Source organism: Microbacterium sp. SZ1 (assembly GCF_002362255.1).
GTDB lineage: Bacteria > Actinomycetota > Actinomycetes > Actinomycetales > Microbacteriaceae > Microbacterium.
In genome coordinates this window covers 41,777-60,029 of the sequence record NZ_LPVV01000003.1, presented here as the reverse complement: position 1 = coordinate 60,029, position 18,253 = coordinate 41,777, and the positions used below count along the sequence as shown (strand labels likewise).

24 protein-coding genes are annotated in these 18,253 nt (G+C 67.1%); 12 read left to right on the top strand and 12 right to left on the bottom strand.

The window, feature by feature from the left end; translation table 11 throughout:
* Nucleotides 1-786: 786 nt before the first annotated feature.
* Nucleotides 787-2,388: a recombinase family protein gene (locus AUC47_RS02570; protein ID WP_096713684.1), complete on the bottom strand. Its 1,602-nt coding sequence runs from the start codon at nt 2,386-2,388 to the stop codon at nt 787-789.
* A 20-nt stretch (nt 2,389-2,408) separates the two neighbouring features.
* Here AUC47_RS02570 and AUC47_RS02565 point away from each other — a divergent pair, with 20 nt between their 5' ends.
* The 4 genes from AUC47_RS02565 (at nt 2,409) to AUC47_RS02550 (ending at nt 5,471) form a co-directional block, all read left to right on the top strand.
* Nucleotides 2,409-2,717: a CpaF/VirB11 family protein gene (locus tag AUC47_RS02565; protein ID WP_256999411.1), complete on the top strand. Its 309-nt coding sequence runs from the start codon at nt 2,409-2,411 to the stop codon at nt 2,715-2,717.
* On the top strand, nt 2,714-3,583 hold the full coding sequence (locus tag AUC47_RS02560) for a type II secretion system F family protein (RefSeq protein ID WP_096713683.1): 870 nt from the start codon (nt 2,714-2,716) through the stop codon (nt 3,581-3,583). Before AUC47_RS02565 ends, AUC47_RS02560 begins: the two co-directional genes overlap by 4 nt.
* A 140-nt stretch (nt 3,584-3,723) precedes the next feature.
* A complete protein-coding gene (locus AUC47_RS02555) occupies nt 3,724-4,452 on the top strand; it encodes a type II secretion system F family protein (RefSeq protein WP_256999410.1) in 729 nt (242 codons plus the stop codon).
* A 71-nt stretch (nt 4,453-4,523) separates the two neighbouring features.
* Nucleotides 4,524-5,471 (top strand): hypothetical protein, encoded by a 948-nt coding sequence (locus AUC47_RS02550; RefSeq protein WP_096713681.1) that lies wholly within the window; start codon nt 4,524-4,526, stop codon nt 5,469-5,471.
* Between the two features lie 273 nt (nt 5,472-5,744).
* Here the strand turns inward: AUC47_RS02550 and AUC47_RS02540 are convergent, their stop codons facing one another.
* Together AUC47_RS02540 and AUC47_RS02535 are read right to left on the bottom strand one after the other, a co-directional pair.
* The gene (locus tag AUC47_RS02540) at nt 5,745-5,981 is read right to left on the bottom strand and encodes a hypothetical protein (RefSeq protein WP_096713680.1); all 237 of its coding nucleotides are present in this window, start codon (nt 5,979-5,981) and stop codon (nt 5,745-5,747) included.
* 77 nt (nt 5,982-6,058) lie between these two features.
* Nucleotides 6,059-6,601, bottom strand: coding sequence for a hypothetical protein (locus AUC47_RS02535; protein WP_143740688.1), 543 nt, complete (start codon nt 6,599-6,601; stop codon nt 6,059-6,061).
* Between the two features lie 83 nt (nt 6,602-6,684).
* Here AUC47_RS02535 and AUC47_RS02530 point away from each other — a divergent pair, with 83 nt between their 5' ends.
* A complete protein-coding gene (locus AUC47_RS02530; RefSeq protein ID WP_096713678.1) occupies nt 6,685-7,212 on the top strand; it encodes a hypothetical protein in 528 nt (175 codons plus the stop codon).
* 6 nt (nt 7,213-7,218) lie between these two features.
* Here the strand turns inward: AUC47_RS02530 and AUC47_RS02525 are convergent, their stop codons facing one another.
* Nucleotides 7,219-7,650: a terminase small subunit gene (locus AUC47_RS02525; protein ID WP_096713677.1), complete on the bottom strand. Its 432-nt coding sequence runs from the start codon at nt 7,648-7,650 to the stop codon at nt 7,219-7,221.
* 145 nt (nt 7,651-7,795) lie between these two features.
* Between AUC47_RS02525 and AUC47_RS02520 the strand changes: the two genes are divergently transcribed.
* The gene (locus AUC47_RS02520) at nt 7,796-8,020 is read left to right on the top strand and encodes a DUF2188 domain-containing protein (protein ID WP_096713676.1); all 225 of its coding nucleotides are present in this window, start codon (nt 7,796-7,798) and stop codon (nt 8,018-8,020) included.
* 129 nt (nt 8,021-8,149) lie between these two features.
* Here AUC47_RS02520 and AUC47_RS02515 read toward each other — a convergent pair whose 3' ends face one another.
* The 5 genes from AUC47_RS02515 to AUC47_RS02500 form a co-directional block, all read right to left on the bottom strand.
* Nucleotides 8,150-9,331, bottom strand: coding sequence for a phage major capsid protein (locus AUC47_RS02515; protein ID WP_096713675.1), 1,182 nt, complete (start codon nt 9,329-9,331; stop codon nt 8,150-8,152).
* A gap of 5 nt (nt 9,332-9,336) precedes the next feature.
* On the bottom strand, nt 9,337-9,513 hold the full coding sequence (locus AUC47_RS16630; RefSeq protein WP_179297486.1) for a hypothetical protein: 177 nt from the start codon (nt 9,511-9,513) through the stop codon (nt 9,337-9,339).
* Between the two features lie 154 nt (nt 9,514-9,667).
* Nucleotides 9,668-9,883 (bottom strand): hypothetical protein, encoded by a 216-nt coding sequence (locus tag AUC47_RS02510; RefSeq protein WP_096713674.1) that lies wholly within the window; start codon nt 9,881-9,883, stop codon nt 9,668-9,670.
* Nucleotides 9,880-10,146, bottom strand: coding sequence for a hypothetical protein (locus AUC47_RS02505; protein ID WP_096713673.1), 267 nt, complete (start codon nt 10,144-10,146; stop codon nt 9,880-9,882). The genes AUC47_RS02510 and AUC47_RS02505 overlap by 4 nt, the downstream gene beginning before the upstream one ends.
* A gap of 157 nt (nt 10,147-10,303) precedes the next feature.
* Nucleotides 10,304-11,092: a hypothetical protein gene (locus AUC47_RS02500; protein WP_096713672.1), complete on the bottom strand. Its 789-nt coding sequence runs from the start codon at nt 11,090-11,092 to the stop codon at nt 10,304-10,306.
* A 45-nt stretch (nt 11,093-11,137) separates the two neighbouring features.
* On the opposite strand from AUC47_RS02500, the gene AUC47_RS02495 reads away from it, so the two are divergent.
* Entirely contained in the window at nt 11,138-11,353 is a 216-nt protein-coding gene (locus AUC47_RS02495) for a hypothetical protein (RefSeq protein WP_143740687.1), read from the top strand.
* 795 nt (nt 11,354-12,148) lie between these two features.
* Here the strand turns inward: AUC47_RS02495 and AUC47_RS02485 are convergent.
* Nucleotides 12,149-13,552, bottom strand: coding sequence for a recombinase family protein (locus AUC47_RS02485; RefSeq protein ID WP_096713670.1), 1,404 nt, complete (start codon nt 13,550-13,552; stop codon nt 12,149-12,151).
* Between the two features lie 132 nt (nt 13,553-13,684).
* Between AUC47_RS02485 and AUC47_RS02480 the strand changes: the two genes are divergently transcribed.
* Genes AUC47_RS02480 through AUC47_RS02465 form a run of 4 tightly spaced genes read left to right on the top strand, consistent with a single transcriptional unit; the run spans nt 13,685 to nt 15,119 of the window.
* Nucleotides 13,685-13,882, top strand: coding sequence for a hypothetical protein (locus AUC47_RS02480; RefSeq protein WP_096713669.1), 198 nt, complete (start codon nt 13,685-13,687; stop codon nt 13,880-13,882).
* A gap of 4 nt (nt 13,883-13,886) precedes the next feature.
* Entirely contained in the window at nt 13,887-14,288 is a 402-nt protein-coding gene (locus AUC47_RS02475) for a TadE/TadG family type IV pilus assembly protein (RefSeq protein ID WP_096713668.1), read from the top strand.
* Complete coding sequence (locus AUC47_RS02470; protein WP_256999409.1) at nt 14,278-14,712, top strand: TadE family protein; 435 nt, start codon at nt 14,278-14,280, stop codon at nt 14,710-14,712. Before AUC47_RS02475 ends, AUC47_RS02470 begins: the two co-directional genes overlap by 11 nt.
* Nucleotides 14,709-15,119, top strand: a complete 411-nt coding sequence (locus AUC47_RS02465; RefSeq protein WP_256999408.1) for a hypothetical protein — start codon at nt 14,709-14,711, stop codon at nt 15,117-15,119. Before AUC47_RS02470 ends, AUC47_RS02465 begins: the two co-directional genes overlap by 4 nt.
* Nucleotides 15,120-15,195: 76 nt before the next feature.
* Here the strand turns inward: AUC47_RS02465 and AUC47_RS02460 are convergent, their stop codons facing one another.
* Entirely contained in the window at nt 15,196-15,747 is a 552-nt protein-coding gene (locus AUC47_RS02460; RefSeq protein ID WP_096713665.1) for an NUDIX hydrolase, read from the bottom strand.
* Nucleotides 15,744-16,973, bottom strand: a complete 1,230-nt coding sequence (locus tag AUC47_RS02455; RefSeq protein ID WP_096713664.1) for an MFS transporter — start codon at nt 16,971-16,973, stop codon at nt 15,744-15,746. The genes AUC47_RS02460 and AUC47_RS02455 overlap by 4 nt, the downstream gene beginning before the upstream one ends.
* Nucleotides 16,974-17,080: 107 nt before the next feature.
* On the opposite strand from AUC47_RS02455, the gene prfB reads away from it, so the two are divergent.
* Nucleotides 17,081-18,190, top strand: coding sequence for a peptide chain release factor 2 (prfB, locus tag AUC47_RS02450; RefSeq protein WP_096713663.1), 1,110 nt, complete (start codon nt 17,081-17,083; stop codon nt 18,188-18,190).
* Nucleotides 18,191-18,253: the final 63 nt, after the last annotated feature.

Below are 18,253 nucleotides of genomic sequence, written 5' to 3'. Positions count from 1 at the left end.
AGCGGTTGGTGACGGCGCCACGCCTTGGCGGCGGCGTCGGTAAGACGGCGGCGTCCTCGTCACGGCGCCCGCTTGGGGTCGTGACGAGGACGTCAGGGGGAGCCGTGCCGGAGCGACCGGCAGGGCGTGCCCGCTGTCCCTCGTGCCGTCGCGAGCGGCGGTGAGGCGGGCGGGCGGAACGCGTCGCAGGGTGGCGACGCGGGAGCGTTGGGGGCCGGGTCAGACGGCGAGCTTGACTGCGGCGGCCTCGTGTGCGAAGGCGGAGAGGTCGGCGATGAGCGCGGCTCGACGCTGGGCGTGGCGGCGCATCCGACACGCGTCCGAGCACGTTAGCGCGTGACGGCGGGCGGCGGTGAAGGAGCGACCGCAGGAGAGGCAGGTGAGTGTGTGCGACATTGCGACCGGCAACCTTTCGGGGGAGAAAATGTTGGTTACGCATGTATATACCGCCTCGATGCCCACGAGTGCCCGGGGCAACAGGCACGAGAGCGGAAGTGAACAACGGCACTGCCGTTATGCACCTATTCGCCTCCTGGCGAGCACGCTCATTAGGAGAGAGTGGTTCGGATTTCCGAAAGCACCGTCCCTTTGAGGAATGTTCCGGGACGAAATCCGCGTAATTCCACGGAAAAAGTCAGGGACGGTGGTGAGGGACGGTGCCCCAAAAGCACCGTCCCTGACCGTCCCTGAGCGCCGAGCACCGTCCCTGTTGGAGGGGTGAATAGGTGCACAACGGCGCGACGTTGTGCACCTATTCACCACCGGTCGCAACCGTCGTATGTTCGACTAGGTCGACGAGCCAGATCGACGAGCCTCGCGCTCGCGGAGCCACGCGACGGCGCGGGGGCTGGAGTTGCCTTGGTCCGGGTCGCCCGCGAGTCCGAGCTCTTGCGGTGACGGGCGCCAGACGATGTCGAACCGGTCGGGGTCGAACCGCTTTCCACCACGCTTGCCCGTCGCGACCGTGATGTGGTCGATGGCCGCCGAGAGTAGCTCTTGCCGCTCAGGGATGTCAGCACGTGCCCACACCTCGCCGAACGTCTCGCCGGTCGCGACGAGCTCGACCTCGGCGGGCGGCGGCCCTTGGGCCGAAAGGTCGCGGACTCGGCGGCGGAGCGCGCGGGCTTGAATCTCGACGCGTTCCGCGGTGTCGTCGTCCATGTCGGGATCGCCCAGTCGGGCAGTGAGCGTCGCGAGTGCATCCTTGGCCTCGGCGAGCGCCAGGGCGGGCACCTCGCGCGCGACGGGTGCGAACACGGGATAGTGGCCGACGGTCTCCAGGAACTGCGCTTCGACGTACTCCTCCAGGTCCTGAGCGGTGACGGCGGGACCACTGATGCCGGGGCGGCACTGCTGGGCGCGGGACCGTTTGGAGCACACGTAGCGTGCTCGACCCTCGGCGGTGACGCCGACGTACATAGGGCCGCCGCAGTACACGCACACGAGGAGCCCAGACAGGAGTCGCGCTTTCTTGACGGTTGCCCGCTGACGGCTGGCGAGCGGGGAGGCGGCGTTGCGTGCCTCAAGCACGCTCTTGCAAGCTCGCCAGAGGTCGAGGGGGAGGACGGGCTCCCATATCTGCCGGGGGTTGCCCTCGTCGTCGCGCAGGACATCGAACTTGCGCTCTTCCGGGGCAGACCCGGGGACGCGAGCCGACACGCGCCCGACGATGGAATGACCCATGAGCGCGCGCCGGACCGTCTGCACCGACCACGCGGGCGCCGCTGGCGGTCTGAGCTCGGTGGTGTTGAGGCGCTGGGTGACCCCGTAGAGCGCCTCTCCGGCGACGATGCGCGTGGCGGCGTCGGTGAGGAGCTCAACCGCGAGCGGGTCCGGCTCCAGGGCTCGACCGATCCCGCTGGGGTGCGGTATTGAGCGATAGCCGACGGGCGCGCGCCCACCGTGCCACCGGCCCACCTCTTTCGCGTGCCGGATGAACGAGGAGACGCGCGCCGAGGTGTTCTCGGCCTCCATGCGGGCGACCTCGGCGAGGACGGAGGCGATGATGCGCCACGCCGGTTGATCGCTGTTCAGGCCGTCCTGCTGGGCGATGAAGAGCGCCGCGGGTCGGGCGTCGAGGGCCTCGATGAGCGCGGCCACGGCTGACAAGCCCTGTCGGCTCCAGCGATCGAACTTCCACACGAGGAGGGCGTCGACCTTGCCGTCGCGGAGCATGCCGAGAGCCTCGAACGCGCGAGCTCGCGACTTGCGCCCCGAGACGCCGTCGTCGACGAGCTCGGCCACGATGGAGAGCCCGCGCCGCTCGGCCTCGGCGGTGAGGTCGTTGCGCTGTCGCTCGATTGACGTGCTGGACTCGTCGCGGGCGTCGCTCAGTCGGAGGTAGAGAACCGCCGTGCGGCGGTCGAATCTGGCGGCACGGGGCGTCATGTGTCAATAGTACGTTGGGCGTGCCCGGGGCGGCGACGGTCCACGCGAATTCGGCGGTCGAGGCGCTCGAGAAGCTGACCCTGCTGCCGCTCCTCGCGGGTCGCAACATCGACCGGAGCTTCGTGGCTCCGGCGCTCGCCCGCGCGGTCGACCTCGTCGTGCACTGCGCCCGAGACAGCGCGGGGAGACGACGCGTGGAGGAGGTCATCGAGCCGACCGGCGAGGTCGTGCACGGACGCCTCGTCTCCAGGCCGGTGTACCGGCACGACGACGGCGACATCGTCCGGCCCGGACGCGCCGACCTCCGCCGCGTGGGAGCACCCCTGTGACCCTGCTTCTCGGAGCACTGCTGGCCGCGGGCATCCTCCTCGTCTCGTCGCCGTGGATGTGGCCGCGCCGGGAGGGGGAGGGGGACGCGGGCACGTCCGCCGAGCGGAGAGGGCCTCTCGCGAAAGTGCTGGAAGAGGCCGGGTTCGCCGCCGTGGCACCGCGCACGCTGGTCGTGGCGATGACGGCGCTCGCCGCGGCGACGGCATCCGTCGTATGGCTCGTCGTCCCGATCCCGGTTCTCGCCGTGCTCGCCGGGACCGCAGCCGGTGCAACGCCCGTGATGTTCCTGCGCGCTCGGCGCCTTCGACTGCGCAAGCTGCGCCGCCAGGTGTGGCCCGACGTCTGCGACCTGCTGATCGCGTCCATCCGTGTGGGGCTGTCGCTGCCCGATGCCGTCGCGAGTCTGGCGGAGTCCGCGCCGGGGATGATGCGACCCGCTTTCGCGGTGTTCGCGCGGGATCTGCGCGCGACGGGGCGGTTCGAATCGAGCTTCGATCGACTCAAGACGTCGCTCGCGGATCCCATCGCGGATCGCATCATCGAGACGCTGCGGATGGCCCGTCAGGTCGGCGGCACAGAGCTCGGAGCAGTGCTTCGCGCCCTGTCGGCATCCGTGCGCGCGGACGCTGCGCTGCGCGGAGAAGTGGAGGCTCGGCAGTCCTGGATCAGGGGCGCCGCGGTACTCGGGGCAGTGGCGCCCTGGGTGATCCTCGGCCTGCTCGTGACGCGTCCGGAGGGAGCCTCCGCCTACGGAACGCCCGAAGGCGTGGTCGTGATCGCAGTCGGCGCCGCGGTCTCGGTGATCGCCTATCGGATCATGATCCGGGTCGGTCGGCTTCCCGAACCCGAGCGGTGGTTCGGGTGAGCGCCGTCTCGGTTGCGGCCGTTTCGATCCTCGGTGGGGGAGCTCTGGCCGCGGGCCTGCTGCTGGTGCTCTCCGCGCTGCCGCGATGGTCGGCAACGCCGCTGATGACTCGCCTCGCGCCATACGTGAGGGATGTGGTCGTGGATAACGCGCTGCCGCCTTCCATGCTCCCCGCCGCGCGATGGCTGCCCGCCTCCGCGCGCTCGCAGCCTGAGCGACTGAGGATCGTGCTCGAACGCGTCCTCGGCGCGAGCGACGCACTGCGGCGTCGTCTCGCGCAGGCGGGGAGCGATATGCCTCCGAGCGTCTTTCGGAGCCGGCAGCTCGGGTGGTTGGTCGCGGGAATAGGACTCGGCGCGGCGATCGTGGTCATCCTCGTTCTCGCAGGGCGGATGTCGCCGCCTGCGGCGCTGCTGCCCTTCCTGCTCGGCGCCGGCGCGGCCGTCGGGTACGACATGAGGCTCACGGCCCGCGTCGCCGCCCGCCGCGCGCGCCTGGCGGACGAACTGCCGACGACCCTGGAGTTCCTGTCGCTCTGTCTGTCGGCGGGGGAGGGTCTGCTGGACTCGCTGCGGCGGGTGGCGACGGTGGGTACGGGGGAACTCACGACCGAGCTGCGCCGTGTGGTCGTGGCAGTCGGAACAGGGTCTCCGCTCGGAGACGCGCTGCGCGAGCTGGCGTCACGCCTGGACCTCCCGGGACTCAGTCGTGCCGTCGATCAGGTGATCGCGGCCCTGGAGCACGGTGCGCCGCTCGCGGGCGTTCTGCAGGCCCAGGCCGGTGATGCGCGGGAGGACGCCAAGCGCGTGCTCATCGAGCAGGCCGGACGCAAGGAGATCCTGATGCTGCTTCCGCACAAGGATCTTTAAGCACTCCTCTGTTAACGCTCATCTGACGAACGCAGTCTGCGAGGTCACTCCGACAGAGTAGTTTCCTTGGTATGGACTGGAGTGAGCTGGCCGGAGTGGATTTTGCAGCAATTCGGAGCGGACTGGGAGTCACGCTGTCCGATGGACTCTCTCGCCTGTCCGACATGCTGCTGCGTCGGACAGGGATCGAGGAGATCGATTCCCGCCTGCGCGAGGTGCACCGCCGAGCTGAGGTCGATATCCAGAATTTTGAATCCACTCCGGATGCCATCGAGGCGCTCTCGACTGGAGCCAACGCTCTCAACGAGATCGCGCGAGGAATTGCCGATCTGCGTCCGTTCGTTCGTGCCGCATGGCACTCCGGCCCTCCGGAGATCAGACCTGAACTGACCAAGCTCGACAGCTTCAGCCTATTCATAGATGAGGTAACCGCTGAGTGGCGGCAGACTGAATTGACATACGCTGCCTTGGCCGATGCGCGCCGCTCCGCATATGAGGCCGCGGAAGCGGCGTCGGCGCTCAAGTCGGCTGCAGGAGACGCTGGCGCGATGCGACTCGAGGAGGCGTTTACCAAGTACGCGAACGGTGAGCGGCGATCCGCGCAGATCTTCCGGTCGTGGACGATTGCTCTCCTCGGCACTGTCGCCATGCTCGGAGGCGTTCTGGCTGTTCTCCCGTTCATCCTCGCTACCGAAGCAAACACTTCTTGGCAGGAGGTCGTGTACCGAGCATCCGTGCTGACCGCGCTCGCGGCGCTCGCCGCATATCTGGGCCGCCAATCCGGAAACCACAGGCGCGCAGCGGCATGGGCAGACGCGATCGCAGTGCAACTCCAGGCGTTCCCTGCGTTCATACAACCGATTCAGGGCGGTAAGGTCGCCGACGAGATATATGAAGCGTTCGGCAAGCGAGTGATGAGCTCACCTCCGGAGTTTTCCGGTAAGTCGGATGAGGCGGTCAACCCCACGATGACCGCGCTCATCGATGCCCTCGTGAAGCAGGCGCGGCCAACTTCGTAGTCTCCCTCGCTTTCGCGCGACGATCGCCCCCGGAGGATGTCATATGCCATTTGCGGAACCGATGTGGCTCGACTATCGCCAGGCGGCGCGCAGGATCGAACGCTCAGAGAGCACAATCAAGCGATACCGGCGCGACGGGATGCCGATGCCTCTCCGCGACGGTCGCCGCGTCGTCCATGAGGACGTATTGCTGAGTTGGTATCGAGAGCGCCTGACGGCGTGGCCGATTCATCAGCAACGCCTCCGCGTGATGCGCGCGCGCGGCGCTGGCCGCTAGAACAGACCCCGTTCGCGGTACTGCGCGACCCTGGCTTCGTACGATGTCCGACGCGCGCGCTGGTAGGGCGTCCAGAGGTCGGGGCGATCCGTGATGTCGACGCCGTTCAGACGCGGGCGCTCCCATCGGGGATCGGTTCCGGCTCGCAGCGCGGCGAGCTCTGCGCTGGTGTCCACGTTCTCGAGGTAGGCCCATGCTCGGGCGTCGAGGTCGCGATATTCGCGAGCAGGCATCTGAGACTCCACGGGATGACTCGAACCCCGGCCGGCGAGAGGAACAGGCTACCTCCGACCGACGACAACCGACAGAGTCAGCGAGCTCGTTCCAGCAGGAAGAGTTCTCGTTCAAGACGCTGGAGAAGCCGAGGGTTGGCGCCCTTCTGGAGTGCACGGTGCAGTAGCCCGTCGACGTAGCTTCGCGCGCCCTCACCGCTCCGCCGGTTGTCCAGCAGTTGCAGTGCCGCCGAATAGGAGGCGGAGACAGCGTCGGCGCTGGGAACCGACGAGTCGCGCAACCTTGCGACTCGCATCCATCCCGAACTGAAGATCCGATTCATACGTCGTCCGACGCGGTACCGCGCGAGCGCTGAGAGGTCGTGGGCAACATGGAGGATCTGCTGAGCGAGGATGCCGTCCGCTGGTGTGGCTGTGCCGTCCCGTCGCAGATCATCTCGCATCCCCGCGCGGAACTCTCGGACATCACGGCGCAACGGCGAGACGAGGTCGCGGAGCTTCTGTCGCGCGAGCGTCGAACGCTCAGCTCGGATCTTCGGTCCGGTGAAGTAACGCACGCCGACGTACGAAGCGACCAGGCTGGCCGCGAGGCTGGTCGCGACGGTTGGAATGTCCACCACGTTCGAAATCTATCGCCTGGACGATGCGACTTGCCGGTGACGCACCGCTCCGTGTGCGCTCGCCTCACTGACACACTTATCGCATGACTCTCGGAGACCTGATCCAGATCCTCGCCGTCCTAGCCGCAATCGGAGCATCGATCGTCGCTCTCATCGTCTCTGCGAAGGACAGGAGAAACGCGCGAGAGATCGCGATCGAAGATCGTGCCGAGGCGGCACGACTCGCCGCGGAGGATCGCGTCGAAGCAGCCCGTGCGGCGGCAGACGACCGGCGGGAGTCGCTACGTCATGCGTACCTGCTTCACGAACTGGAGACTCTCGCGAAGCTGCTAGTGAACCTCAATCGAGGCGGATCCGCGGACAAGCAAGAATCGAAGCGGATGGGTGCTGAAGCGCTCACATTGATCGGGCAGCTCGGCGAGGAGCGGCTCCCGAAGCTCTGGAATGAGCGCGCCGGCGACGAGGAGAAATTGCGTGCCGCGTACAACGATCCGGAGATGCCTGAGTACAAGAAAGATGCTCTCGAAGCTCAGCTCGCCGTTCACGCGATCCTTCGCGAGATCCGCGGAATCGTCGACCCCGACGAGAGCGCCGTCAGCGTCGACTCCTGAGAGCAGTCAGCGACGCTTCGCTGGTCGCACGAACCGAGAGACGTTACCCGCCCTGGAGGGTGCCGCGTCGCACTCTGTGATGTCGATCTTCCTGCTTCTCAGCTCGAGTTGCATCCGCACACGCGGTGTGCCGCCCAGCGCGTCAAGAAGACGCGTGAGCTGGCCGTGACCGCGGAGCGCGACCGAGTGGTCCCCCTGAGCCATGGCCGCGTCAATCAGCGTCGCCGTCGCTCGAGCCTGCGCGACCGTCGCCGCGTCACTGTCGACGAGCCACTTCATCGCCGAGAGGGCCGCATCCACGGACTGACGCATCTCGCCCGGTGCCCCGTCAGCGGCCACACGCGCCGATTCCCTGCGCGCCTCACGCTTGCGAGCCCTGTACGCCTGGGAAGCACGCCGATCGCGCTCACGCTTCGCCTGCAGCTTCTCGTCATCCATGCTGACGCCATTTCTCTGAGAACTCGAACGATGGGGGAAAACACTGCCGGAGAAGTGGTTGTGATGTGTGTGCGTCAGGGATTGCTACGCCCCTTCCCCATACAGGCGTTGCAGTCGGTATGGTGCGGGGTGGAAAGGAGTCGCTATGGCAGCGCAGCAGGTGTTTGTGGTTCCGGTGGCTGGTCTGTGGGTGTTCAAGGTAGGTGACCAGACGAGTGCGTCGTATCTGCTTCAGTCGGAGGCGATCGACGCGGCTCGGGATTGGCTTCTCTCCAATGGTGGCGGAGAGCTGGTCGTGTTGGGTGAGGACGGGAGGATCCGGCAAAAGGATACGATCGGCCGCCCTGATCCTCGAGACTCCCGGGGATAGCTCGCAGTGAGCGGGGAGCCGAACACTCGACGGGTTCGGCTCCCCGCTTCGCGGACCGGAAAGGAGAACGGTCCGCAGATCCCGTGCCCGGAACAGACGCGACTTGGTGTTAGGCACGGGAGTATTGAGTCAGGCCGTGAGGTCTGCCTGGACGAACCCGAGGGGTCGTCCGACCTTGAGGCCGTAGCGTCCTTCGACGCGGGCTCGGAATTGGTTCTTGGTGAACAGCTCCCCGCCTGTGTCGATGTCGACGTGGTCGTCCTCGCGGACGAGGAGTTCGACGGTGGAGAAGTCGCCGAGGAGTCCGACGCCGGGGGTCATGCCGTTGTTCAGCACGACCGGGTAGCCGAGGTGTGCTTCGATGCCCTCGACTCCGTCGAACAGGAAGCGGCCCGTGGTGTCCTTCAGCGCCTCGATCTTCTCGAGGTCGTTCGGGTGCAGAACCCACGCGGTGGGCTGCAGGAACGAGTTCACCAGCTTGTACTTCGCCGCCCGCATCGTCGACAGAATGTCCGTCGACCACGCCTGCGCCTGGACGCCCGAGGTGTTCAGGATGCCGGTGAACGCGTCGCCCGTGCCGTCTCCGTCGATGATGTCGTTCTCGATCGCCTCGAGCAGGCCGGCCGCGAGCTGCTCCTGAAGGATCTCCGTGAGGCCGCGGAAGTCGGTCAGGTATCGCAGGGGCATCGCTTCGGACAGGTGCGCGTAGACGCTGAACTTCGACTCGACGTCACCGAAGGTCAGAACCGACGTCGGCTTCTCGGTGTTGTCGGGGACGGCGGCGGCGTTGTTGGTCCGTGCCGTCTGGCGGAGGTACTGGAAGGTGTTGCCGTTTCCGTTCGCGGGCGACGACGGAGTCTGGATGAGGTCCAGGATCGTTCGCGGTCGGGTGACGGTCTCGACGGGCTGACCGATGATGCTCGGCACGTCAATCGATCCGCTGATGAGTGCCTTCGAGCCGCCCGGGCCGGGCATCGACTTCACGAGTCGGTCTGCGACTTCAGCCGCCCAGCGCGACTTCGCCTGAGCGACGAACCCGCCGCCTGTCACACCGTCGCCGCTTCCGGCGTAGCCCTTGGTCGGGACGTGGTTACCGGCGCCGGTGACGCCGAGGGCGTCGAGAGCAGCCTTCACTCCGGGGCCGCTGTTGAAGCCGCGGGCGGGCTCGGACTTGAGCCGCTCGAACTCCTGCAGATGGGCGGATGCCGCATCGACCTCCGCTTGCGTCAGTTCGCGGCCTTCGGCGATCGCCTTCTCGCTGATCGCGCGAGCTGCGGCGAGTTCTGCGCGGGCCTTAATGTTGATGGTCATGATTCCTACTCCGATTTCGTGGTGGGGAGCAGTTCCGTCAGGCCTTCGTCGATGATGCCCTCGTAGCGCTGTGCCAGACGTTTCTCGTCGCGGGTCAGGTCGCGCCCTGCGGCGCGGTCGTACACGTCGGCGAGAGCCTGGTTCGCTCGCATCACGGCCTTCGCCGCTTCGCTGGTCACCATCAGAGGACTCCTCCGGGAACTGCAGCAGTTCGGAATCCCGCGGAGATACTCGACGCGGCGATACTGCGGTGGCGGGTCGGATTGCCTAACCCTGAGGCCGAATAACCAGGCCAGTGCCGGGGGATGACCGCCCGAACACCAGAAGCGTACACCCTCACGCTGACACCTCCCCGTCGTCGATCAGTTCAGCGATGATGACCTCGCCGTCCGCTGTGTCGGCGGAGCCCGTGATCTGAGTGAGCCACGCGACCTCAGCGGATGCCGGGAGGAAACCGCTCGAATCCCGCAAGGTCCGGGGAGGCCGGCGTGCCGCGCCCACGAACGGGAACGACTTCGGGATGCCCGCATCGAACGGGTTCCGCCGGGTCATGCTCCGGCCTCCTCAGCCGCGACGAGCTGCGCGAGCGTGCGTCGGAGGAGGCCGATTGTCGCGTCCGGACCGATCACGGCACGGAGGGTCTGATCCAGGTTGTGAGCCAGCGCGAAGATCACGTTCGGTACGGCGGCAGGATGCGAATCCTGGCACGCCTCGAGCAGAGCCTGTGTCGCCATAGCCGAGTCGTCCAGTGCGACTCCTGCGGCGATCTGAGCGGCGCGGAGATGGTCTTCGCGACGCAGTTCCTGAAGGTTCATGAGTTCCTCGTTCCGTGGGTCTGAGACCCGGTTCGTTCGTTCTTCGCCGCGTGCCCGGACGGGCACCGGTTACAGCGAGCGGTCACAGTGACTCCGTGCACGCAATAGCCCGGATCCGGCATCGAATGAGCCGCGTCAGGTCCGGCGTCGACGACGTTCATTCCGGAACCATCTGTCGATCAGCCCAATCCCTGCCGACTGGGCTCAGGGCGTCGTACGCGGGATCTCCGGCCTCCGGACCCTCGTACTCCGTGAACCGCGGCATCAGCCGATTGAGTTCAGCGACGGTGGGGCGGACTTCTGAGGCCGTGAGGCGATCGATGCTGGCTTCGATGTCAGCCGAAGGGACGGCTCCGTGCAGGTGAATCCAGAGATCGCGCACGTATCGCTTCTGAGCTTCGGATGCAGATCGATCCGAGGATTGAGAGCGCGTCGGATCGATCAGATCCGACCTAATCTTTCCTTCTTCGTGATGGTCTTCTTCCAGATGGTCTTCTTTGTGTCCCGGTGAGCCGTCGACGGGTGAGCCGTCGACGGCTGAGTGGGTCACGGTCTCATCAGGGGTTTTCTTGAACGCGACCTGAGAAGGGGGCCGGATTTCTCCCTCCTGAACTGGCATTTTCGCACCGTGACCCGCTGACCGGGTCACGGTCGGATCCGACAGCACGTATTCGGCCTCTCCAAACGTTCCCGAAGCGGATCTGCGCTGCTCACCCACAGTGAGGTAACCGGCGGCGATGAGCTCGGCAATCGTGGCCGCGACGGCGTGCTTCTTCTCGTGCTCGGAGACGAGCGAACGGATCGACACCCGCCACCCGGCACGATGCGACAGCAACTCCGCCAGTAGCCCTCGAGCCCGACGCGATAGGCGCGAATCGCGGATCCACGCGTTCGGAATGCGCGTGAACTTCTCCTCGAAGTCGAGAGCCGGTCGTGTGATACCCATCAGGCACCCGCTCGAACAAGTCGGGAGACCGTGTGCGACGATCTGATGCGCGCTGGAGCACTCCCGGCACCCGAGATGCCCGGGAGCATCGGAGACGCCGAATCGACAGCGTTCGCCCACGTCGATGTCGCCGACAGGGAACCCGCCGGCGTGCGCCACCCAGACGGCCTCGACACCGGCCAGCTCTCGACGACGGAGCGGCATGCCGAGCACGGCGGATGGACATCAGCAAAACCAGCCTGCGAGCCCCAGGCGAACTGAGAAGCGCACCGGTCGCACAGGCCGGCGTCGAGAGCCCGTGTCTTCACGACCTCCCAGCGCTGAGCCTGTGCGAGAGATTCGTTCCTACGGCCACTCACGACGCACCACCGCCGCGGAGAAGGCTCGTCAGGTGATTCCGCTGAGAGGCGCTAAGTGGCGGAGCTGCCGCGACCACCTGGGCGATGTACTGCTGGAGCTTCGCGGCTGCGAGGTCTCGAGATGCTTCGACCAGCTCAGGATCGTTCGGCTCACGATGACGCTCGAACGCGGCTTTGCGAGCGCGCGCGGCTCTTGGCGTTGGAATGGGAGAAGGGATGGACACGAGTGCCTCCGGAGAGTCAACGTTTCGCACCACCTCAGAGAGGTGCGAAGCGGACTCTCAACGGCTTGTCCAACCGGCCCGAGGGCTATTGCTCGCAACGTTAGCATCAAGAGCAGTGCTTCAGGCTGAAGAAGACTCCGCGTCGTTGGAGTGCGGACCGATCTCTCCGGACGATCGACCATCTGCCTGCCGGGAATCGAGTAGCGCGCGGACCCGTGCCCAACGGATTCGGACTGAATCACCGCACTCCGGACATACCGCGGCGAGGTGTCCGGAGTCGGGTGTCGGAGTAGGGTCCACGAGCCTCAGACGACTGCACGCTTCGAGCCCGTACGGCGAAACACCGTCGTCTGCGTCAGCGATCAGAGTCTTGATCGCGCGCCCCTGGAAATGCTTGTTCGAGCACAGAATGTCGACGACGACGAGTTCGCTCAATCGGTTCTTTCGACGGCTCACGGCGTCACCTCCGACAACTATTCAACGCGAATCAGTGACGGATCAAAGCTCTGGCCGGGACCAGACGGCATGATTGTGACTCGCATCAATGCATTCAGGATCGCGCGTCGCCTCTCAACGTCATAGGACGCCCACGACAGCCGTGCTCGAGCCCCCACCGCGTCGCGGGGGAGTGCAGGAGGGAGAGCCAGGGCTAGAGCCGCTTCGTGATCCTCACGCTCCGCCCGACCCTTCGCTGTGATCCGCGCCAACTGATCCGCGTCGATCGACCCCTCCGCGAATAGATCAGCCGCCGACGCCAAGCGAGCCGATACCGCCGCGATAGCGTCGCGAGCTGCGCGCGCCGCCACGGGGTCGCCGGTCGCGAACAGCTCTGCGGCATCCTCCCGCTCGAGGCGGCGAAGAAGGATCTCCGTCACCAGCTCATCCACGGGCTCCTGAAGCCGTCGCACCTTGTGGCATGCTCCGCACGAGTACGCCGCCTTGACCGGCTTCGACTTCTGTCCCGGCTTCGGTGTCCACGGAGGCAGACGCTTCATCCGCCCGCCCAGCGTCTCCTCACAGCGACCGCACCAGGCGATCCCAGACAGCAGATACTTCGGAGGATGCCCGGCACGTGAACTCGAAGCGCGGAGAGGGTCATTGAACATCGCCGTCAGGCGGTCGTACGTGTCGCGATCCAGGATTGGCGGGTGCATCTCCACGTCGAACTCTCCGACCACGTCTCCACGATGAGTGCGGAGACCAGCGATGGATGGACGACGAAGCAACTGGCGAAGTGTGATGCCCTGCCACGGCGCGCCCGCAGGGCTCGGCACAGCGCGGACATTGAAGTCCGCGGCCACGGACCGTAGAGACTCCGCATCCAACACCCTGCGCGCCGCCTCGCGGATCGTTGACGCCTCGGATGCCTCGACAACGTCCCGTCCGTCCACACGGCGATATCCGTAGCCCGGTCGGGCGGTCGGCATCCCGCGAGCCGCACGCTGATCGCCTGCGGACCGCTGACGCTGTGCCTTGTGCTCCACCTCCTGCGCGCTCATGGCGGCGAGCATACGAGCGACCATGCGCCCGGACGGCGTATTCAGGTCGATCTCTGACGACTCCACGGTCAGGAACCGCAGACGACGGCCCTCCGCCAGATCGATGATCGGCTCGAGGTCTCGCGGCATCCGGTATAAACGGTCCGTGTGCCACACCACGATCGTGTCGATGATGTTGTCCCGCACCAGAGACAGCACGCGCTCGAACCCAGGCCGGCGCTTCCCGGAAGTCGCGGATAGATCGTTGTCGACGATCACCTCCAGCACCTTCTCACCCCTGGCCTCCGCAAGCGCCATGCACTCGTCACGCTGGCGCTCGACTCCGGCTGCCCGTCCGGTCGGATCGTCACTGATTCTGCAGTAGATAACCGCGGTCATGAGGAGAGTGTATATCTGTGCTTGCTACCTCTCGTCTTCCTGATCCTGCCGCTGTCGGTGCTCTTCGCCATCTACCCCGGCCTCTTCATCCTGCGACTCGGCATCGGCTGAGCGCCCATTCGAAAGGACGACATGAACGACACTCCACTCCGCCCCACCCGATCCGTGCGCCTGATCAAGGGTCTGCTCGACGACGACGCGGGCGACGTCCCAGGTTGGGTGCTCGTCACACTGATGACCGCCGGTCTCGTTGTCCTGATCTGGGCTGTCGCCGGTCCGGCGTTGAGCGCTCTGTTCGAGCAGGCGATCCAGCGCGTGTCGGGCCTGTGAGCGCATGCTGACGGGCAGTCTCGGGGGAGATGAGCGTGGGTCCAGCCCGGTCGAGTTCGTGCTCGTCGGCACGATGCTGACCGCGCTCACGCTCGCGGTGCTGCAGCTCGCGCTCGTCGTGTACGTGCGCAACGTGGTTCACGATGCGGCGATCGGAGGCGCCCACCATGCGGCGCTCGCTGACGTCTCTCCGGAGGAAGGCGCGGCGCGCGCACGCCGCGTGATCACGCAGGCGGTCGGCGCCGCCTACGCCGACGACGTCGAGGCCGCCCGCGTGAGGCAGAACGGGCGCGACGTCATGGTGGTGCGCGTCCGCACGGCGCTGCCGGTCATCGGACTGATCGGCATTCCGTCCGCGATGAACATCCATGCGGAAGCGCCCGCGGAGTCGTTCGATGAACGATGACCGAGGCTCAGCGGCACTCGAGTTCATCACGGTCGGGGTGATCCTGCTGGTGCCGCTCGTGTACCTCATCGTCGCGCTGGGGAGCATTCAGGAGCACACGCTCGGTGCCGAGGCGGCGGCCCGCCACCTCGCGCGGGTGATCGCGCGCGCTCCGGATGCCGAGACGGCTGCCGCGCACGGGGACCGGGTCGTCGCGAACATCGCCGACCAGTACGGGATCAATCGCGGGTCGCTGGAGGTCTCGGTGACCTGCGCGCCGCGCACCGCTGAGTGCCCCGCTCCCGGCGCGCTCGTCACCGTGACGGTCGCCACCCGGGTCCCGCTCCCGCTGGTCCCGTCCGTTCTCGGCCTCGACGCCGCGGCATCCATCCCCGTCGAGGGAGTGGCGGTGCAGAAGGTGTCCCGCTTGTGGGGTGCGTCGTGAGACGAGACGACGATGCAGGCAGTGTGCTTCTGCTCGCACTCGGCTACGCCCTCCTCGCCATCGCGCTCATCCTCGTCGCCGCCACGGCAACCGATCTGTACATCGCGCAGAAGCGCCTCGACTCGCTCGCCGATTCGGCCGCGCTCGCCGGAGCCGACGGCTTCACGGTCGAGGTGGAGGGTGACGTCGTGCACGCGGGGCTCACCGACGGGGGAGTGCGCGAGCAGGCGACAGCCGTGCTGGACGGGATGCCGGGGCGAGCCGCCCTGGTCGCGGCGACCGCTCCAGACGGAGTCTCGGCCCGGGTGACGATCGCGACGGACTGGCATCCGCCGGTCGTGTCGCTCTTCGTGCCGGAGGGCGTGCGCCTCGAGGCCACCGCCACGAGCCGCACCGCGCTGCGCTGACGGACGTCGCGCGCCGCGGATTCAGGGACAGTGTGGACTCGGCGCCGGGTGGCACAACGCCATGCGTGAGCGCTCCTCAGCGGCGCAGAAGCGTGAGCACGTGCGCCACGCGGCGGTGGAACTGGGGCGGCACCTCGTCGGGGAGTGCGTCGATCGGCCACCATCGCACGTCCTCCGACTCGTCGCTGAGCCGCAGCCCGCCCTCGCCGGCGACGATGAGGGCGACACCGACGTCAAGATGCGAAGCGCACCGGCCGAACGCGGCGGAGAGCTCGTGATGATCGAGGTCGTAGACGTATTCGTCGCCGGGCGGCGGGGCGACGATGCCCGTCTCCTCGGACAGCTCGCGAAGCGCGGCATCCGCTACCGAGTGATCCTCGGGCTCGAGGTGCCCGCCCGGCTGCACCCAGAAGCGCCCCTTGCCGTGGAAGACGAGCAGGACGCGTGAGAGCGTCGGGTCGAAGACGAACGCCGAAGCCGTCGCATGGCGAGGTCCGTCGCCGCGCTGCACCGGTCCGTCGTCGCGCGAGAAGAAAGAGGCGAAGTCCTCCTGCACCGCCCGGTCCTGCTCCGAGGTCACCGGGAAGTCGGCGACCAGACGGCGGATATCGGCGCCGAGGATACTCATGCGTCGCCCTTCATCCGCGGCACGAACCGGGGGATCCACCGGATGAAACCGACCGCGCCGCTGAGGCCGATCACGCCCATCGCCGCTGCGGCGATCGGCAGCGACGCGATCGCGGTGATGCCCGACACGAGGAGCGGCGCGACCGCGCCGCCGGCATCCGTCAGCGTCCGCCACGAGCCCAAGAACGCCGCCGGCTCGCGCTTGGGAGCGACGTCGGCCCCGAGTGTCAGCAGGATGCCGCTGGAGAGCCCGTTGCCGACGCCGAGGACGGCGGCGAACATGCCGAACCACAGCACGGCTGCGTCCAGATCGTGGGTGAGGGAGAGCGCGACGAAGCCGGCGCCCATCAGGAGCATCGCCGGCATGGCCGCCCAGAGCCGACCGAACCGGTCCATCACCTGGCCGCTGGCATAGAAGAGCGCGAAGTCGATCGCGCCGGAGACCCCGACGACGAGGGCGATCGTGGACGCGTCGAGTCCGAGAGAGAGCCCCCACAGCGGCAGCACCACCTGGCGTGCAGAGCGCACGGCGGACAGAGAGGCGGCGGCGAGCCCCAGCCGGGAGAGCACCGTGCGCTGGCGCCACATCGTGCGCAGGACGCCGGTGCGCGGTGCGGTGGGGATCGATCCGCTCACCGGCTCGCCGGAATCCGACACCAGGGGAGCGGTGCGCACCGGAGTGGTCGGCGGGATCGTCTTCTCAGGGTCGGGGCCGAACAGCACGAGCACGACCATCACGACGAGACAGGCGAGGAAGAACCAGATCGCGGCGATCTCCGACCCGAACAGCTGCAGCAGACCGGCGGCCACGAACGGACCGATGAAGACGCCGAGGCGGAAGCTGCCGCCCAGCAGAGACAGGGCGCGCGCACGGAAGGCGATCGGCACTCGGGTCGTCATGAAGGCGTGCCGCGCGAGGCCGAACGCCGCCGCGCAGAAGCCGAGCAGGAAGACGGATGCCGCGAGCACCGCCGACGACGGAGCGAACACCATGCCGACGCCTGCCCCGATCGCCACGACACCGGCGATCACCATCGTGAACCGCTCGCCGATCTTGGCCACAGCCCACCCCGCCGGGAGATTGCCGCACAGCTGGCCGACGACGAGCGCTGAGGCGACGAGTGCGGCGAAGGCGACGTCGGCTCCCATCGAAGCGGCGATGACCGGGATGAGCGGGATGACCGCGCCCTCGCCGAGCGAGAAGAGCACGGTCGGCAGGTACACCATCGGCCCGAAACGCCTCAGGACCGTGGATGCACCGCTCACTCCCTTCACGCTACTCCCGTTGCGGACCGTCCCCGCCCGAGCAGGCGGCACGTTAGGCTGGATGCGCCATGCTCGAACTCGATCTCTCCGCCGACATCCAGGCCCTTCGCGTCACCTACGGTGACATCCGCGAGGTCGTCGATGTCGATGCGCTCCGCTCCGACATCGCCAAGCTCAGTGAAGAGGCCGGCGCTCCCGACCTCTGGGACGACACCGAGCGCGCGCAGAAGGTCACGAGCGCCCTCAGCCACCGCCAGTCCGCCCTCGCACGCGTCGAGGGCATCGGACGTCGCCTCGACGACCTCGAGGTGCTCGTCGACCTCGCGAACGAGATGGGCGACGAGGACTCCGCGATCGAGGCTCGCAACGAGCTCGCCGCGCTCACCGAGGTCATCAACCAGCTCGAGGTGCAGACCCTCCTCGACGGCGAGTACGACGAGCGCGCGGCGATCATCACGATCCGCTCCGGTGCCGGCGGCGACGACGCCACCGACTTCGCCGAGATGCTCATGCGCATGTATCTGCGCTACGCCGAGCAGCACAAGTACCCGGTCAAGGTCATGGACACGTCCTACGCGGAAGGCGCCGGCATCAAGTCGGCGACGTTCGAGATCGACGCGCCCTACGCGTTCGGAACCCTGTCGGTCGAGGCGGGCACGCACCGTCTCGCGAGAATCAGCCCCTTCGGCTCTGCCGACAAGCGTCAGACGTCGTTCGCCGCGGTAGAGGTCATCCCGCTCATGGAGGAGGCGACGGAGGTCGACATCCCCGAGGGTGACATCCGCGTCGACGTGTTCCGCTCGTCGGGCCCGGGCGGCCAATCGGTCAACACGACCGACTCCGCCGTGCGCATCACGCACCTCCCGACCGGGATCGTCGTCTCCATGCAGAACGAGAAGTCTCAGATTCAGAACCGCGCTGCGGCCATGCGCGTGCTCCAGACCCGCCTCCTCCTGCTGCAGAAGGAAGAGGAAGCGGCGAAGAAGAAGGAGCTCGCCGGGAACATCACCGCGAGCTGGGGCGATCAGATGCGCTCGTACTTCCTCTACGGTCAGCAGCTCGTGAAGGACCTCCGCACCGGGCACGAGTCGGGCAACCCGGCTGCGGTGTTCGACGGCGACCTCGACGGGTTCATCTCGGCCGGCATCCGCTGGCGCAAGCGCAAAGACGAGGACTGAGCAGCTCAGCCTCCGCACATGAGGAAAGGGCCGGTATCCCCGCGGGGATACCGGCCCTCTCTC

Excerpts from the sequence above, each read along its gene's own strand:
- AUC47_RS02570 (WP_096713684.1), bottom strand. The coding sequence starts at position 2,388 with ATGACGCCCCGTGCCGCCAGATTCGACCGCCGCACGGCGGTTCTCTAC.
- AUC47_RS02550 (WP_096713681.1), top strand. The coding sequence starts at position 4,524 with ATGGACTGGAGTGAGCTGGCCGGAGTGGATTTTGCAGCAATTCGGAGC.
- AUC47_RS02540 (WP_096713680.1), bottom strand. The coding sequence starts at position 5,981 with ATGCCTGCTCGCGAATATCGCGACCTCGACGCCCGAGCATGGGCCTAC.
- AUC47_RS02530 (WP_096713678.1), top strand. The coding sequence starts at position 6,685 with ATGACTCTCGGAGACCTGATCCAGATCCTCGCCGTCCTAGCCGCAATC.
- AUC47_RS02525 (WP_096713677.1), bottom strand. The coding sequence starts at position 7,650 with ATGGATGACGAGAAGCTGCAGGCGAAGCGTGAGCGCGATCGGCGTGCT.
- AUC47_RS02520 (WP_096713676.1), top strand. The coding sequence starts at position 7,796 with ATGGCAGCGCAGCAGGTGTTTGTGGTTCCGGTGGCTGGTCTGTGGGTG.
- AUC47_RS02515 (WP_096713675.1), bottom strand. The coding sequence starts at position 9,331 with ATGACCATCAACATTAAGGCCCGCGCAGAACTCGCCGCAGCTCGCGCG.
- AUC47_RS16630 (WP_179297486.1), bottom strand. The coding sequence starts at position 9,513 with ATGGTGACCAGCGAAGCGGCGAAGGCCGTGATGCGAGCGAACCAGGCT.
- AUC47_RS02510 (WP_096713674.1), bottom strand. The coding sequence starts at position 9,883 with ATGACCCGGCGGAACCCGTTCGATGCGGGCATCCCGAAGTCGTTCCCG.
- AUC47_RS02505 (WP_096713673.1), bottom strand. The coding sequence starts at position 10,146 with ATGAACCTTCAGGAACTGCGTCGCGAAGACCATCTCCGCGCCGCTCAG.
- AUC47_RS02500 (WP_096713672.1), bottom strand. The coding sequence starts at position 11,092 with ATGGGTATCACACGACCGGCTCTCGACTTCGAGGAGAAGTTCACGCGC.
- AUC47_RS02495 (WP_143740687.1), top strand. The coding sequence starts at position 11,138 with ATGCGCGCTGGAGCACTCCCGGCACCCGAGATGCCCGGGAGCATCGGA.
- AUC47_RS02485 (WP_096713670.1), bottom strand. The coding sequence starts at position 13,552 with ATGACCGCGGTTATCTACTGCAGAATCAGTGACGATCCGACCGGACGG.
- AUC47_RS02480 (WP_096713669.1), top strand. The coding sequence starts at position 13,685 with ATGAACGACACTCCACTCCGCCCCACCCGATCCGTGCGCCTGATCAAG.
- AUC47_RS02475 (WP_096713668.1), top strand. The coding sequence starts at position 13,887 with ATGCTGACGGGCAGTCTCGGGGGAGATGAGCGTGGGTCCAGCCCGGTC.
- AUC47_RS02470 (WP_256999409.1), top strand. The coding sequence starts at position 14,278 with ATGAACGATGACCGAGGCTCAGCGGCACTCGAGTTCATCACGGTCGGG.
- AUC47_RS02460 (WP_096713665.1), bottom strand. The coding sequence starts at position 15,747 with ATGAGTATCCTCGGCGCCGATATCCGCCGTCTGGTCGCCGACTTCCCG.
- AUC47_RS02455 (WP_096713664.1), bottom strand. The coding sequence starts at position 16,973 with ATGGTGTACCTGCCGACCGTGCTCTTCTCGCTCGGCGAGGGCGCGGTC.
- prfB (WP_096713663.1), top strand. The coding sequence starts at position 17,081 with ATGCTCGAACTCGATCTCTCCGCCGACATCCAGGCCCTTCGCGTCACC.